Genomic DNA, 15,574 nt, shown 5'->3' with positions numbered 1-15,574 from the left:
GTGGAGTTTTATGCGTTTTGAATGGCTGTCTTCACTGGCTGAAGTGACAGCTGCAGACTGGAATGGCTTATTTCCTGCTGATTATCCGTTTTGCCGTTATGAGTTTTTACTGGCGTTGGAGCAAGGTGGCAGTGTCGGCAGCAGTGCAGGCAAAAACACCGGCTGGCTGGTGCGGCATTTTGTGGTCTGGCAAAACGATCAGTTAATAGCTGCAGTGCCTGCTTATATTAAATTGCATTCTTATGGCGAATACCTGTTTGACTGGTCTTTTGCTGAAGCTTATCAGAACTACGGCCTGGACTATTACCCTAAGTTGTTGCTGGCTATTCCCTTTACGCCAGCCGAAGGACCCCGTTTGGGGCTAGCTGCTGGTATTGATAAAGCAGAGCTGTTGCAGTGGCTGGCTCAAGGAGTTTCAGAACTGCAGCAGGTTTTGCCACTAAGTCATCTGCAATGCCTTTATGCTTCACCACAAGATCAGCAGGCTTTTCGGGATGCTGATTTTATCGAACGTTTTGATGTGCAGTTTTTATGGTCCAATAAAAACTACTCCTGCTTTGACGATTTTCTGGCTGTGCTGACAGCCCGCAAACGTAAACAAATCCGCAAAGAAAGAGCTGCAGTCACAGAGCAGGGGGTTGTTATCAAAACCCTGACTGGTGCTGAACTGGACTTAGTGTTCTGGCAGCAGTTTTACGCTTTTTATTGCGACACTTACCAAAAGCGCTCACGCCATCAGGGTTATTTAACGGCCGATACCTTCTGGCGTTGGGGTCAGACTATGGCAAAACAAATAGTAGTTTTTGCTGCCTTTAAAGATGAGGAAATGCTGGCGGCATCTTTGTGTTTCCAGTCAGAAAGTACTTTGTTTGGCCGCTACTGGGGTTGTAAACAGGACTTTAACTTCCTGCATTTTGAATGCTGTTATTACAGCGGCATAGACTATTGCATCAGGCAAGGGCTGCAGTTTTTTGATGCCGGAGCTCAGGGCGAACATAAGCTGCAACGGGGTTTTGCGCCAGTGCTCAGGCATGGTTTTTACCGCTTTACTGAAAAAGCAGAACACAAAGCGATGAATGACGCTATAGCCCGTTACTGTGTGCAAGAGCAACGGGCTTTGGTGTTGTATCAGCAGGAAGCACAAGACAGCCTGCCTTTTGCTAACCGAGCCGATTAAGCTTTAGTTTTTTATGCTTTAGGGATGCTGTCAAAATCGGCTGCGCTGTGGCGCTCTGGCAATTGCTCATGGGGCTCGCCCCAGTTGCGATTCACCTTCACAGCACGTTGTACAGCAGCACGCGCATCAATCTGTTTAGCCCAGCGCTGCAGATGTGTATAACTTTGCACATCTAAAAACTCAGCCGCATTGTATAACCGCCCCAACACCAGAGCGCCGTACCAGGGCCAAATCGCTATATCGGCGATGGAATACTCATCACCTGCGATAAATTCATGGTTCGCTAATTGCTGGTCCAGCACATCCAACTGACGTTTGGTTTCCATCGCATAACGGTTGATGGGGTATTCATATTTTTCCGGGGCATAGGCATAAAAATGACCAAAACCGCCGCCGACAAAAGGTGCACTGCCCATTTGCCAGAATAACCAGTTCATCACTTCAGTGCGTTTAGCCAGATCCCGTGGCATAAAAGCGCCAAACTTTTCGGCCAGATAGAGCAAAATAGAACCGGACTCAAAGACCCGGATGCCGGTGCCTTTATCAACTAAAGCCGGGATCTTACTGTTTGGGTTTACGCCAACAAAACCGCTGCCAAACTGATCGCCATCACGAATGCTGATAAGCCAGGCGTCGTAGTCTGCTGCTTTATAGCCAGCCTCCAGTAATTCTTCCAGCAGCATAGTCACTTTCACCCCATTGGGTGTCGCCATGGAATACAGCTGCAAGTTATGCTCGCCAACAGGCAAAGTTTTGTCATGGGTTGCACCTGATACAGGTCTGTTGATGCTGGCAAAAGCCCCACCGTTTTGACTGTCCCATGTCCAGACTTTAGCCGGGGTGTAGGTATTGCTCATAAGATCTCCTGTTGGAACTGGTTTCGCAAACTACAAATGGATATTGGTGGTGTGGTCCTGGATATCAAGGGCCGTACTTTGAGTTTTGCCCTCCCCGGCACAGATCTGTACAATCCGGCTTTTTAGCGGGTGGGTATCAAATGTTTAGCCTTGAAACTTTAGCGCAGACCAAAACACCATTAAGCCGGATTAATCTCTCTGCTGGCCTGCAAGAGTTTCCGGCCGATTTATACCGTTTTGCCGACAGTGTCGAAATTCTGGATCTGTCCGGTAATGAGTTATCAGACTTACCTGCTGATTTACATCGTTTTACTAAACTAAAGCGCCTGTTTTTAACCAATAATAACTTCCGCCATATTCCCGTTGTGCTTAGTCAATGCCCAGAATTAGTGATGGTCAGTTTTAAAGGCAATCAGTTAACAGACTTTGCTGAAGCTTCTTTGCCGGAGCAACTGGAATGGCTGATCCTGACGGATAATCAACTCACTGTATTGCCGTCTGATTTTGGCCGTTACACCAGACTGAAAAAAGTGGCTATGGCAGGCAATCAGTTGTCCTCTTTGCCGGACTCCATGCAGCAGTGCCGTGAGCTGGGTTTATTGCGACTTTCACTGAATAAGTTTGAGTCTTTTCCTGATTGGTTATTCAGGCTGCCAAAATTAGCCTGGCTGGCGCTGGGTGCAAATCCGGCTAGCCCTGTGCCTGAAGCCGAAGCGAAAAATACTCACTGGCTGAAGGACTATCAGTTGCTGGAAAAGTTAGGCGAAGGCGCGTCCGGTGTTATTTATCAGGCCCGTTTTGCACAAGAGCCAGAGCTGGTGGCTTTAAAGCAGTTTAAAGGCTGGGTCACCAGTGATGGTTGTCCAAAAGATGAAATGAATAATTACCTGAATGCTGGTGATCATGCGAATTTAATAGCTGTCAAAGCCAAACTAAAAGACAGCGATTTACCGGGTTTAGTGATGGAACTGGTGCCGGGGTCTTTTATTGTACTGGGGCAACCTCCTTCTTTTGACAGTTGCACCCGCGATACCTTTACCCAAGGCCAGCGCTTAACCCTGGCAGAGCTGAGTCAGTTGGCACTGCAAGTTGTAGACGTAATGGCGCATTTGCATCAGCAGCAGATAGTGCATGGGGACTTGTATGCCCACAATATGCTGGTGAATGCTCAGCAGCAGTTGTATTTAGGCGATTTTGGTGCAGCTACAGCGCTGAATGCTTTGCCAGCACAACAGCAACAGAACTTCTGTGCACTGGAAGTCAGGGCTTTTGGCTACTGGTTGCTGGATATGCACACTTTGTTATCTGTAGAAGAGGCAGCTGAATTTGAGCATCAATATGCTGCTGTGCTGAACCTTTGTTTACAACAACAGGTTGAGGGGCGTCCGGGCTTCCGCCAGCTTCAGGAGTTGCTGAACGCTTTGTGATTTTATTGGTTTGTTAGATCATCTTGTTGCTTAACTGGAGAATTGAACAACTTATAACTACAGTAAAAGACCATGGAGTTTTCTGTTTGAGTAACAAGGAAGAGGTTGAAACAGGCTTATGTCTTTTAAGTTATTGATAGTCGATGACAGTCAGGTGTGTTTGATGCTGACCAGAGGTTATGTGCAGTCGTTCAGACCAGACTGGAGTTGTTCCACGGCAGGCAGTGCTGAAGAAGCTATGACTTTAATTGAACTGCAGCACTTTGATGCCTATTCACTGGACTATAACCTGCCAGGTCGCAATGGTCTGGAGCTGGCCCGCTGGATACGGGGCCGGGATCAGCACTGTTTTATTGGTTTGTTAACGTCCAATATTATGAATTACATTGAAGATCAGGCGATGACAGATAAAATTAACTATTATCGAAAACCAGCTAAACCTGATGTAATACAGCAGTTTGTCAGCGACATCGAACGTTATACCCTTTGTACTTGAAGCCGCAGCTTTGTTGACCGCGCTACTCGCCCCAGTCACATAGGACAACTATGCTCCCGGGGTCTCGCTCACTTGTCGCCGCCCTGCAACTCCAATTACTTTGGGTATATAAAACAGCTTATTTTAATAACTTAGTGAAATAAGCTTTGACACTGCTCTGAAAACCTATACACTGGCCTTGCTTTGTTAGTCTGTTCATTATTTATGCACCACAACGAATGTTACTGTTGTTTTAGTACGTCCTGTATTCATAAGTTAAAACATCTTCTACAGCACCACCGCCTGAAACCAGGCATATTAATTTCATTAAATACAGGTATATACCATGTCTAATACAACTACCGGCACAGTAAAATGGTTCAACGAAACTAAAGGTTTCGGTTTCATCGAACAAGCTTCAGGTCCAGACGTTTTCGCTCACTTCAGCGAAATCTCTAGCACGGGTTTCAAAACTCTGCAAGAAGGCCAACGTGTACAGTTCACTGTAACACAAGGTCAAAAAGGCCCACAGGCTGAGAAAATCGTTGTTCTGTAATTTTTAATTACAGTTACCCAAGACAGCAGAGTTAAACTGAGTTAAGGGTCACAACACAAAAAAAGGCAACTGCATAGCAGCTGCCTTTTTGCATTTCAGAGCAGAATAAAATCTGTTACTGATTGCGCGGCATAGGCTCATTCCTGCAGCGCATACACCTTAGGCAAATAAATTTCTTCTCCGGACTTAAATTTCATTTCTGCAAAGTCGAAAAAATTCTGGATAGTGACGCCAAAAACTTTTTGCGTATTAAACTGCGGTACTAAACGTTCAACAAACTCTTCGGCTATATTGTGTGCACAGCGAATGAGCTGTAAGTCTGCTTCATCTCCATGTTCAAAATACATTTTGATAAAACTATGCAAACCGGCAATACGAAATACGGTTTTCATCGAATTGGGGCGCCAGAATCGAAAGTCCATTTGTGGATGATTGGCCAGTTCGAAATCAAACTCCCTCGCAGCTTTCCACGGCAGACAATGAATTTCAAAGCCATGTTGAGTAAAAACTTTATACACAGACAAGCGGGGTTTGTTAGGGCAAATGATTTGTCCGGCCGCATCTTCGGAACCACACAAGTAGTTCAGGTTCCAGTTGCGCTGGTTGGTCAGAATATCCAGTGAGTTTTCAAAACCGTATTTCAGCATTCCTTCAGCCATGCCTAAAGAGGTGGCAACAGCGTGATAAAAAGCCGGCACATTTCCAAAAGTCAGTTTTAATTTCAGGCGGTTAATTTCTCTGAGCCTGTGTTCAATCTTTTCTATTTCTGGTTTGCTATCCATATCAACTTCTTCTTCCTGATCCTTGGCAAAGTATGCCGAAAAGAAGTGATACTGCCAATCTATAAGCGACTAATAGGCCAGAAGTTTGGGCTGACTGCTCTTTTCGTCCGTATAGTAAATATCAAAACAAATAGTTCGGAATTTTATGAAGGATGCATCTGCTAAGTTGCCACGCCAGCCGCTGGCCCGTTTGGGAGGACTCGCCGCTTTGGCAGGACGTGTTGCTGGTTCTGTATTGTTTAATGGTGCTAAACAGCTGGTGCAGGGGCAAAGTCCGAAGGCCAAAGATTTATTGCTGACTCCTGCTAATCTGCAGCGGGTTAGCGATAAGTTGGCCCAGTTGCGTGGGGCAGCGATGAAAGTGGGGCAATTGTTGTCTATGGATGCAGGAGATTTACTGCCTGCGGAATTGACTGAACTATTGGCGAGGCTGCGCTCTAACGCCAATCCTATGTTGCCAAAAGAGCTTGCTCTGGTGTTACGCACTGAGTTAGGTGAGCAGTGGCAGCAACACTTTTCACAATTTACTTTTTCCCCTTTGGCTGCGGCTTCTATTGGACAAGTCCACCTGGCTCATCATGACAATGGCAACAAGCTGGCGGTAAAAGTGCAGTATCCAGGCATAGGGCAAAGCATAGACAGCGATGTGGACAATGTGGCTATGCTGCTGAAACTCAGTGGTTTATTACCTGATGCTGTGGATTATCAGTCTGTGTTGAATGAGGCAAAACTGCAGTTGCATCAGGAGGCTGACTATCTGCAAGAAGCAGCCTATTTACAACGCTACCGCACTTTATTAGTCGCCGACAACCAATTTGTACTGCCAGAATTATACCCAGAGCTTTGTACCTCTAAGCTGATGACCATGAGTTTTGTCGAGGGCGTGCCAATTGAATCTTTGCAGCAGTATTCACAGCAAGTACGTGATCAGGCCATGACGCAGCTTTTCGCTTTGTTGTTCCGGGAGATTTTTGAGTTTCGGCTGGTACAAACTGATCCTAACTTTGCAAATTATCTGTATCAGCCAGAGAGCGCACAATTGGTGCTGCTGGACTTTGGTGCGTGCAGAGACTATCCGGAGTCCATCAGTCAGGGCTACCGACAGTTACTGTCTGCAGCTATTGTCAATGATATAGCAGACATTGAAGGGGCCATGCGTCAAATCGGCTTTTTCAGTCAGGATATTTTACCCGCACAAAAACAAGCCATACTTGCTCTGGTGCAGCTGATTTCAGAACCTGTTCAGTCAGATACTGCTTATGCTTTTGGGCAAACTGATTTAGCCCAACGAGTTCGCAAGGCTGGTACAGCACTTAGTTTGCAGCAAAATTACTGGCATACGCCGCCTATAGCTGCTGTGTTTTTGCATCGTAAAATGGCAGGTTTGTATCTGCTTGCTGCCCGGCTTAAAGCGAATGTTAATATTCGGCAACTGTTGAACCCCTATCTGAACTGATGGAGTGCAGTTTTGCTTTTTGCAGCAATAGTGCGGTTTTGGTTGCGTCCTGCGCTTTGCCAAACCAGTAACCCTGACCATACTGACAACCAGCAGCCAGTAAAAGCTCCTGTTGTGCCTGAGTTTCTATTCCTTCAGCAATCACATCCAGGCCCAGTGCATTCGCCATCGCAATAATAGCGCTGGTGATTTGTTTGTCGCTGGTATTGTCTGGTAAAGCCTTGATAAAACTCCGATCTATTTTCAGGCTGTTGATAGGAAGATGCCGTAAATAGGATAAAGAGGAATAGCCTGTGCCGAAGTCGTCAATGGCCAGCCTTATCCCTAACTGCCGCAGTTGTTGCAGTACATGACGGGTTTGATTTTCCCGTTCTGGCAGCAGACAACTTTCGGTAATTTCCAGCTCCAGTAGTTTGGGATCTACCGCAGTTTCGCTCAGGATCTGCATTAACTGGGGGATAAACAACGGATCCGCCAATTCTTTCGCTGAGATATTCACAGCCACTGGAACTGCTAATTCAGCCCAGGCTTGCAACTGATAACAAACTTGTCGCAACACCTGTTGGCCCAACTGCTGAATAAGCCCCAGGGTTTCCGCTATAGCAATAAAACGTTGTGGTGACACCTGACCTAAATCTTTATCATGCCATCGCACCAAAGCTTCCAGGCTATGCAATTGTCCTGTCTGCAAATCAATTTTAGGCTGGTAATGTACTTCTAATTGCTGCTGAGCCAGAGCTTTACGTAATGCCTGTTCCAGCTGCAACGCCTCGTCATGACGTTGACCTACACAACTGGTGTAAAAGCTGTATTTGTTGCGGCCTGATTCTTTCGCCTGATACATAGCTGCATCGGCAAATTTCAGTAATTCGCTGGCTGTGCTGCCATGTTGCGGATAAATACTGATCCCCACGCTGGTGGTTAAAACCAGCTCCTTGTGCTGAATTTGGAAAGGCAGCTCAAACTGCGCCACTATACGTTGCGCCAGCTTTTCTATTTCTTCTATGCCGTTGCATTCAGGCACCAGTACAGTGAATTCGTCTCCACCTAAACGGGCCACAGATTCACCTGATCGGCTGGCTTTTTGCAGTCGTCTGGCCACCTGACGTAAAGCGTCATCTCCGGCCTGATGGCCCAGTGTATCGTTGATCCGTTTAAATAGATCCAGGTCGAGAAAGAGTACAGCGAGCTGATGATTATGCCGTTTTGCATTGGCCAAAGCCTGCTCCAGCCTGTCCTGATACAAACGGCGGTTGGCAAGACCCGTTAGTTCGTCAAAATACGCCAGCTCATGAATTTTCTGCTCACGTTTTTTACGTTCTGTAATATCAGAAAAGATGGCAGCGTACTGGTTTACAGTACCGCAATCTCCCCGCACAGCACTGATGGATAACCACTCCGGATAGAGTTCGCCATTTTTGCGCTTATTCCAGATCTCGCCTTGCCAGTAGCCTTGTTGTTGCAGCCGTTGCCACATCTGCTGATAAAAAGTCCCGTCATGTTTTCCAGAACTAAGCAGATTAGGCGTCTGACCTATAGCTTCTTCAGCGCTGTAGCCAGTCAGCTTACAAAAACTGGGATTGACTGACTGAATGATGCCAGCAGTATCAGTAATCATCACGGCATCGTGGGATGCTTCTATCACTTTAGAGGCTAATCTTAAGCTGCTTTCTGAGGATCTCAGAGCTTTGTCTCTGGCGAGCAGCGCCGCTTTTAGCTCGCTGATGTATAGATGTTCCATATTCAACAGTATGTGGTTGTGAGATAACAAACCCGCAGGTTTTCCATCTGAATTGGTAACCCCCAGATGACGAAAACCATGCTCACGTAATAAGCGCACGGCCTGAAGTAAGCTGCTGTGCAGAGGTAAGGTTAATAAAGGCCGGGTTGCGACTTCAGCTAAAAGGCAAAGTGTGCGGTCTGTCGCAATAAAGTGCACTAAGTCACGTTCTGTCACTATGCCGTATTCCGCAACTTCAGACTGAGCCTGAGCAAACTTTACAATGGCGGCGTCCCTATGAGTTTGTCGCATCAATACAGCGGCCTGAGCTACTGTCAGTTCGGCTTGCAGCAGCAAGGGCAGCTCAACCAGAATAGAGCTGATATCCCGCAGCATTAAATAATGTTCCAGTGGCTGCTGATAAATAAGATCCGTTTGCGTCACTATGCCAATGGCTTGCTGTGCCGGGTCTGTCACCAGTAAACGTCTGACGTTTTGTTGTTTCATCAGCGCCGCTGCATCACTGGTGCTGCACTGCTGCGGCACTGAAAGCACAGGGCTGCTCATCACTTCAGACACTGCTTGTTGCAGTACTCTGTTGTCTGACAGATCCAGTTTCTTGCAGTCTGATTCTGTCCAGATCCCGATGATCCCTTGTTCATCTTTAATCAGAATGCAGCTGATGTTGTGTTGCTGCATCAGCTGCGCTGCTTGTTGCACGCTGCTGTGTGGGCTGCAACAGATCAGGTTTTTTTGCAGCACCATAGCAACAGTCTGGCCTGATGACAGAGGTGTTAACGCAGAGCTCAGCGGAGAATTCATTTTCAGGACAGTTCCATGATCAGCAACAGATCCCGCTATGCTAATGCCTGCACCTGTTTTGGATCTTGATCTGGAACAACAGCGCTAAAGCTTTGTTATTTTTTTGTCTGAATGGCTCACTGTTGTTTTAATTTTTAGAAATCGATTACCTTTATATATTTTCAATAAAATCAGTATTTTGAGTTTTCAATGTTTGATATTGATGAAAAAGTTTTGGTAAACGTTTACCTTGAGTGTTATAACTGCACTGTGCACTGCTGAACCCGTATATAAAAAATCAGCTTAGCGCATAAAAAAATAACAATTGATACCGACAGGGGTAGGAAATGACAGGCAAATTCAACTTGACCGTTGTAGCTTTAGCTATGACGCAAATCTTTGCTATGCAGCATGCACAAGCGCAAAGCGAAGAAAATACCACTCAACAAAATGCAAAAAAAGCAGAGCCGCAAATCGAAACCATCGAAGTGAAAGGTTTTGGTGCCACGCTGAGCAAGTCGTTAATGCAGAAAAAGTTTTCAGAATCAACGGTAGAAATTATCTCTACCGATGATTTAGGTCAATTACCTGACGTCACTATTGCTGACTCACTGGGCCGTTTGCCTGGTGTTGCGGCAGAGCGCGACCGTGGTAATGCCAGTAGTATTTCTATTCGTGGTTTAGGCGCTCGTTTAAACGCTGCCACCATGAATGGCCGTGAAATTGTCAGCGCTGAACCCAGTAGAGACGTGCGTTATGAGCAATTTCCTGCTGAACTGATCAACTCAGTTGAAGTGTACAAAAGCCCTATGGCAAATAACCTCGAAGGGGGTATTGCTGGTCTGGTCAATATGAATTTTGTCAGTCCGCTGGCTAGAGACAAGCGCATTATTAACATCAGCGGTCATCTGATGGATTATCAAATGGGCAGTGATTTGCCTGGCGCTGACAGTTCTGGCGAAAAAGCCAGTTTCTCTTATATCGATCAGTGGGCTGATAATTTTGGTGTGGTGTTTGGCGTAACTTTTCAGGATCAACCTTCAGTTCAGCGTGAAACTGCATTTTACTCTTACAACAAAGTGGCAGCTGATCAAGGTGATGTAAATGGTGATGGCATTACCGAAGCTGCACCATGGGGCGGTAAAACTGGTACTAAAGTTGGCAATACTGAACGTATTGGCAGCTTAATGATCCTCGAGTGGGAACCTGCTGACAGCGTGAACCTGAAATACGATCTGTTTTATTCCAGGTTTGATATTGAAGAACGTGAAGACCAGTTTTGGTTTGATGGCTGGGGCAACTGGCAAGGCAGCAATAACTGGGGATACAACAACTCGGCGACGGCACCCACTATTGTCACCCGTCCAGATGGTTCACAGCAATTAACGGGCGGCGGCATTTTATGGGGCGCGCATTCTGCCAATAACGCCACCTGGTTTCAGGAAAATAATCTGTTAAGCACAGGCTTAAAAACCACAGTGACAGGTGATGTCTGGACATCCACTTATGACATTGGCTATTCCGAAGCAGGTATAGAATCACGTTGGGTGAATATTACCTCGGCTTATGGCGGTCCTACACCTCTGGATATCAGCTGGAGTAATACAGAGGGGCGTTTAGCCGTGCAAAGCAATGAAGCCATTGGCAATCCGGACTATTACACTATTTCTGGTATGAACGTAGATACAGACCGCGATCTGACAGACGAAATGGTCAGCGCCAGAGCAGATTTTGAACGGAATATCGAATGGGGTGTTTTTGAAACTCTGGTGATAGGTGGCCGTTACAGCGACCGCGAAAAAAACAATGATGTACAAAGCTGGTGGCAGTCGCCAGTCAATACAGCTTTGACAGATTACGGTTACAGTTATGCCTTAGGTGGTGGTTTTGTGTCACCTGATCTGTATGGCTTTAAAGACTGGAATTCCACTATGACTCAGGCTTTTGGTGGTATAGATAACCGCAGTCAACACGCCAAAACCGATCAGGACAGAGTCAACAGCTGGTTTGTGGGTGAAACCAATAGTGCCGCTTATTTTATGCTGAAAATGTCGGGTGAGCTGGGTGACCTGCCTTACACAGGTAACTTTGGTGTACGTTATGTCAAAACCGAGTCTACCTCTTCGGGTTATCAGTTTAAAGATGGTGCTTATTCGCCCGTTTCTGTCGACCATGACTACGATGAAATTTTGCCTGCTCTGAATATGATTTTCACCTTAAGTGAAGAAGCTCAGGTGCGTTTTGGTTTGTCTCGTGCTATTTCACGGCCGCCATTGGTTGAAATGCGTACCGGCTTCCAGCTGGATTCACAAAGCCCGGTCAGAACTGGCTCAGGTGGTAATCCAAGCTTGGATCCATTTGTGGCTGATCAAATCGATTTAGGCTACGAATACTACTGGTCAAGCGACCGCGCTATGATGATATCAACCTTCTTTAAAGACTTAAAAACTCATATAGGCAGTTCAACTGACGTGATGATGGTGGATGGTATCGCCTATGACTTTACCGGCCCTGTCAATGGCAGCGGTGGTCAAATTAAAGGCTTGGAACTGATGTACCAACAAGCCTTAACTATGCTGCCAGAGCCTTTTGATGGTTTAGGTTTTTATGCCAACTACTCCTTAACCGACAGCGATGTGACTGAGTTTGTGCCTGAAGATAATCCGTTGCCCTTAGGTGGTTTATCTAAGCATGTGGGTAACCTGACCTTGTGGTACTACAAAGCTGGTTTTGATGCCAAGGTGTCGTATAACTACCGCAGTGCCAATACCCGTGTAGGCAGCTGGATCCCAACAGAGATCACCAGAGCAGCAGCGGAACGCACTGTAGATGCCAGCTTATCTTACGAAGTTACAGAAGCCTTTAAAGTTATGTTGCAGGCGCAAAACCTGACCAACGAAGCCGCCGTCACTTATTTTGATAACGATCCAAGCCGTCCGGCCAGTTATCAGGAATGGGGCCGTCGTTTCCTGATAGGTTTTTCTTACTCCATGTAAGTGGCTTGTTATTAACTAAATGTTATACCCAAAGTAATTGAAGTTGCAGTGAGGCGACAAGCACTTGAGACCCCAGGAACATAGTAAACCTATGTGACTGGGGCGAGAGTGCGTGGTCAACAAAACTGCAGTTTCAAGAACAAAGGGGATAAAACCCGGCCTTAGTGCCGGGCTTATTACGGAAGCCATACTTATGTCTTTATCTCCTTGCCATATTTTGCTGACCGGTGCCTCGTCGGGCATAGGCCGTGCTTTAGCCATAACTTTAGCTGCTCAAGGCCACAAACTGAGTTTATGTGGTCGTGACCCGGCCAAACTGGCACAGAGCTTAGCTTTATTACCACCAGGCGCTGCAGTGTTCAGTGACAGTTTTTCAGTGACAGAAGCTGCGGCCATCCATCAGTTTTGCCAACAGGCTCAGCAGCAGTTTGGTGCAGTGGATGTGCTGATTAATTGTGCTGGCGGCAATAGCAGCCGAAGTAGCGCAACAGAACCGGATTGGCCTGCGCTAGAGCAAATGATGCAGCTGAACTTCTATGCGCCGCTGCATTTTATCCAGCAACTGGTGCCTGGGATGCAGCAACAAGGCAAAGGCATAGTACTGAATGTACTCTCTACCGTTTGTTTGTTTTCCAACCCTGGTATTTCGGCTTACAGCGCCAGCAAAGCTGCTCTTGATAGCTACAGCAAAGTGCTGCGTAAAGAGTTAAACGGCACAGGAGTAAAAGTGTTGTCTTTGTATCCTGGTGGTGTGGATACCGGATTTCGTTCGGCCAGCCGGCCAGATTACTTGTCTGCAGAAGAGGTGGCTGCCGCTATTGTGCTGATGTTAGGCAGCTCTGCCAAAGCCCATATTCATGAGTTGGTGCTAAGGCCCCAGATTGAAACCAATTTTTGTTAAGTCCTCTAGCTTATTTATTAAAAGGAATTCTCCAGTGTTGAAGTACTTTTACCCATCTCTGGCTGCGCTGGCGTTACTGCTGCAGTTCGCCTGCAGCCCGGTTGCCGAATCCTCTAAGGGGGACCTGGCATCGAAAGACGATCAGTCACCGAAAGTTGCAGTAGCAACAGAGCAGAATTTAAATGCCGACTGGTTGTTTTTCAAAAGTCAGTCCGCTGATTTAACTGCAACACCAGAAGACTGGCAACAGGTCAATTTACCTCATACGCCACAAATTGAACCTTTGCTGGTGAATAACCAATGGCAGGGTTTTGCCTGGTACCAAAAGTCTCTGACCATAGCGCCAGAGTGGCAGAACAAACAGCTGTTGATCCGTTTTGAAGCGGCTATGAACCATGCCCAAGTTTGGTTAGACGATAAACAGATTGGTGAGCATTTAGGCGGTTATTTGCCTTTTACCATAGACCTGACGCCTTATGTCACCGCAGGCCAGACCTATCAGTTGAAGGTAAAACTGGATAATAGAGACAACGAAATAACAGGGCCTAAGCCGCTGGCTCAACTGGATTTTAATACCTACGGTGGTTTATACCGCGATGTACGTTTACTGATTAAAAACCCTGTTCATATCACAGATGAAATGCTGGCGAATGAAGTGGCAGGGGGCGGTATTTTTGTCACTTATCCAAAAGTAGATAAAGCAGGATCTGTAGTCGCAGTAAAAACGCAGCTGGCAAATAAATCAGCGCTCAACGCCGAGCTGGAGCTGGTGCAGCTGTTGTTTGCCGGTGAGCAATTGGTCACAGAAGTCAGCTCAGGCCCAATCCAACTGGCCGCTGGATCTAAACTGGACCAGCAACAACAGCTGACGGTGAGCAAACCCAACTTATGGAGCCCGGCCAGTCCGTTTTTATACAGTTTGCACACAGTACTGAAACAGAATGGCGAAGTGATAGAGCGTCAGCATCAGCAGATTGGTATTCGCAGTTTTGCCTTTAACGACAAACATCAACTGCTGATTAATGGCGAAGTCACCTTCTTACGGGGCGTTAACCGCCATCAGGAATACCCTCACGTTGGTTATGCCATATCGCCTCAGGCGGACTATCGGGATGCGGTAAAAATTAAATCTGCTGGTTTTGATTATGTACGTTTATCGCATTACCCGCATTCGAAAGCTTTTATGCAGGCGGCGGACGAGCTGGGTTTAGTGCTGATCAACGCTATTTTAGGCTGGCAGTATTATCAGCCTGCCGAAGCCTTTAGAGCACAAAACATTCAAAGTTGCCGCGACTTAATTCGCCGCGACCGTAACCATGCCAGCGTATTGGCCTGGGAATGTTCGCTGAACGAATCGGACATGCCGGATGAATTTGTTGCTACTTTGCATAACACCGTCAAACAAGAGTTTCCGGGCGCTTATTCTGCCGGCTGGCAGCATGGTTACGATATGTATCTGCAAGCGCGTCAGCACCGCCAGATGCATTATGAAACGCCCACTGTTCCTTACAATGTGTCTGAATACGGCGACTGGGAATACTATGCACAAAATGCGGGTTTGAATCAGGACAGCTGGGCCGATCTAAAAGAAGAAGCCCGCACCAGTCGTCAGTTATTAAGCCATGGTGAAGCTCGTTTGTTGCAACAAGCCCGCAATGTGCAGGAAGCTCATAACGACAACCTGACGACACCTGCTTATGCCGATGGCTACTGGGTGATGTTTGATTACAACAGAGGTTATGCCAATGATCTGGAAGCTTCAGGTGTGATGAGTATTTATCGTCTGCCGAAGTACAGCTACTACTTTTTCCAGAGTCAGCGCCCGGCTTCAGAACAATCAGACAAGTACCAGTCTGGTCCTATGGTATTTATTGCCAGTGAGTGGCAGTCAGGGTCCAGCGCTCAGGTGCGGGTATTTAGTAATGCCGAAGAAGTGGAGCTGTATTTAAATGGCTTTTTAGTCAGCCGTAATAAGCCGTCTGTGGATAAGTTTTCCACTCATTTACCGCATCCGCCTTTTGAATTTGATCTCAAAGAATTTAAAGCAGGTCAGTTGCTGGCAAAAGCTTATATTGCAGGTAAAGAAGTGGCGACTCATCAGGTCAGCACAGCCGATATCGCTGCCAGTTTAAAGCTGACTCTAGATACCAGTGGTGTGGCTCCTGTGCCTGGTGATCTGGTCTTTGTTTATGCAGAGGTGCTGGATAAAAACGGCCAGACTGTGCCTTTAAATAATCAGATTATTGAATTTAACAGCAGTGGTGATATTGAAATCATCAACCCTGAACCTGCTTTTACAGAACAAGGCAAAGCCGCGGTACTGGTGAAATTAGGTGCAAAATTTGCCGAAGCACAGTTAGAGGCCAGCTCCAAAGTACTGGCTATTCAAAGCGATACTTTAGTTTTTGCGGTTAAGGAGTAACTGT

The 15,574-nt window shown here is 46.6% G+C and carries 11 protein-coding genes; 8 read left to right on the top strand and 3 right to left on the bottom strand.

The features are described from left to right. Positions 1-10: 10 nt before the first annotated feature. Positions 11-1,177, top strand: a complete 1,167-nt coding sequence (locus RHEIN_RS03635) for a GNAT family N-acetyltransferase (RefSeq protein ID WP_008897620.1) — start codon at positions 11-13, stop codon at positions 1,175-1,177. A gap of 11 nt (positions 1,178-1,188) precedes the next feature. Here the strand turns inward: RHEIN_RS03635 and yghU are convergent, their stop codons facing one another. Next, the gene (yghU, locus tag RHEIN_RS03630; RefSeq protein WP_008897619.1) at positions 1,189-2,034 is read right to left on the bottom strand and encodes a glutathione-dependent disulfide-bond oxidoreductase; all 846 of its coding nucleotides are present in this window, start codon (positions 2,032-2,034) and stop codon (positions 1,189-1,191) included. 140 nt (positions 2,035-2,174) lie between these two features. Between yghU and RHEIN_RS03625 the strand changes: the two genes are divergently transcribed. The 3 genes from RHEIN_RS03625 to RHEIN_RS03615 all read left to right on the top strand — a co-directional run bounded on the left by RHEIN_RS03625 (position 2,175) and on the right by RHEIN_RS03615 (position 4,492). Next, positions 2,175-3,461: a leucine-rich repeat-containing protein kinase family protein gene (locus RHEIN_RS03625; protein ID WP_008897618.1), complete on the top strand. Its 1,287-nt coding sequence runs from the start codon at positions 2,175-2,177 to the stop codon at positions 3,459-3,461. Between the two features lie 118 nt (positions 3,462-3,579). Beyond that, positions 3,580-3,957, top strand: coding sequence for a response regulator (locus tag RHEIN_RS03620; RefSeq protein ID WP_008897617.1), 378 nt, complete (start codon positions 3,580-3,582; stop codon positions 3,955-3,957). Positions 3,958-4,282: 325 nt separating this feature from the next. Further along, on the top strand, positions 4,283-4,492 hold the full coding sequence (locus RHEIN_RS03615; protein ID WP_008897616.1) for a cold-shock protein: 210 nt from the start codon (positions 4,283-4,285) through the stop codon (positions 4,490-4,492). 137 nt (positions 4,493-4,629) lie between these two features. On the opposite strand, the gene RHEIN_RS03610 is transcribed toward RHEIN_RS03615, so the two are convergent. Then, positions 4,630-5,274, bottom strand: a complete 645-nt coding sequence (locus tag RHEIN_RS03610) for a hypothetical protein (RefSeq protein WP_008897615.1) — start codon at positions 5,272-5,274, stop codon at positions 4,630-4,632. Positions 5,275-5,419: 145 nt separating this feature from the next. Here RHEIN_RS03610 and RHEIN_RS03605 point away from each other — a divergent pair, with 145 nt between their 5' ends. After that, the gene (locus tag RHEIN_RS03605) at positions 5,420-6,730 is read left to right on the top strand and encodes an ABC1 kinase family protein (protein WP_008897614.1); all 1,311 of its coding nucleotides are present in this window, start codon (positions 5,420-5,422) and stop codon (positions 6,728-6,730) included. Here RHEIN_RS03605 and RHEIN_RS03600 read toward each other — a convergent pair. After that, positions 6,693-9,272, bottom strand: a complete 2,580-nt coding sequence (locus tag RHEIN_RS03600) for an EAL domain-containing protein (RefSeq protein ID WP_008897613.1) — start codon at positions 9,270-9,272, stop codon at positions 6,693-6,695. The genes RHEIN_RS03605 and RHEIN_RS03600 overlap by 38 nt on opposite strands. Positions 9,273-9,598: 326 nt before the next feature. On the opposite strand from RHEIN_RS03600, the gene RHEIN_RS03595 reads away from it, so the two are divergent. From RHEIN_RS03595 to RHEIN_RS03585, 3 genes are all read left to right on the top strand, one after another. Then, positions 9,599-12,247 (top strand): TonB-dependent receptor, encoded by a 2,649-nt coding sequence (locus RHEIN_RS03595; RefSeq protein ID WP_008897612.1) that lies wholly within the window; start codon positions 9,599-9,601, stop codon positions 12,245-12,247. 193 nt (positions 12,248-12,440) lie between these two features. Further along, positions 12,441-13,148 carry an SDR family NAD(P)-dependent oxidoreductase gene (locus RHEIN_RS03590; RefSeq protein ID WP_008897611.1) on the top strand — a complete coding sequence of 236 codons (708 nt, stop codon included), beginning with the start codon at positions 12,441-12,443 and terminating at the stop codon, positions 13,146-13,148. 34 nt (positions 13,149-13,182) lie between these two features. Further along, positions 13,183-15,570, top strand: coding sequence for a glycoside hydrolase family 2 protein (locus RHEIN_RS03585; protein WP_008897610.1), 2,388 nt, complete (start codon positions 13,183-13,185; stop codon positions 15,568-15,570). Positions 15,571-15,574: the final 4 nt, after the last annotated feature.

This window comes from Rheinheimera sp. A13L (assembly GCF_000217935.1).
Lineage (GTDB): Bacteria > Pseudomonadota > Gammaproteobacteria > Enterobacterales > Alteromonadaceae > Pararheinheimera.
This window is presented reverse-complemented; position numbering and strand designations above follow the sequence as displayed.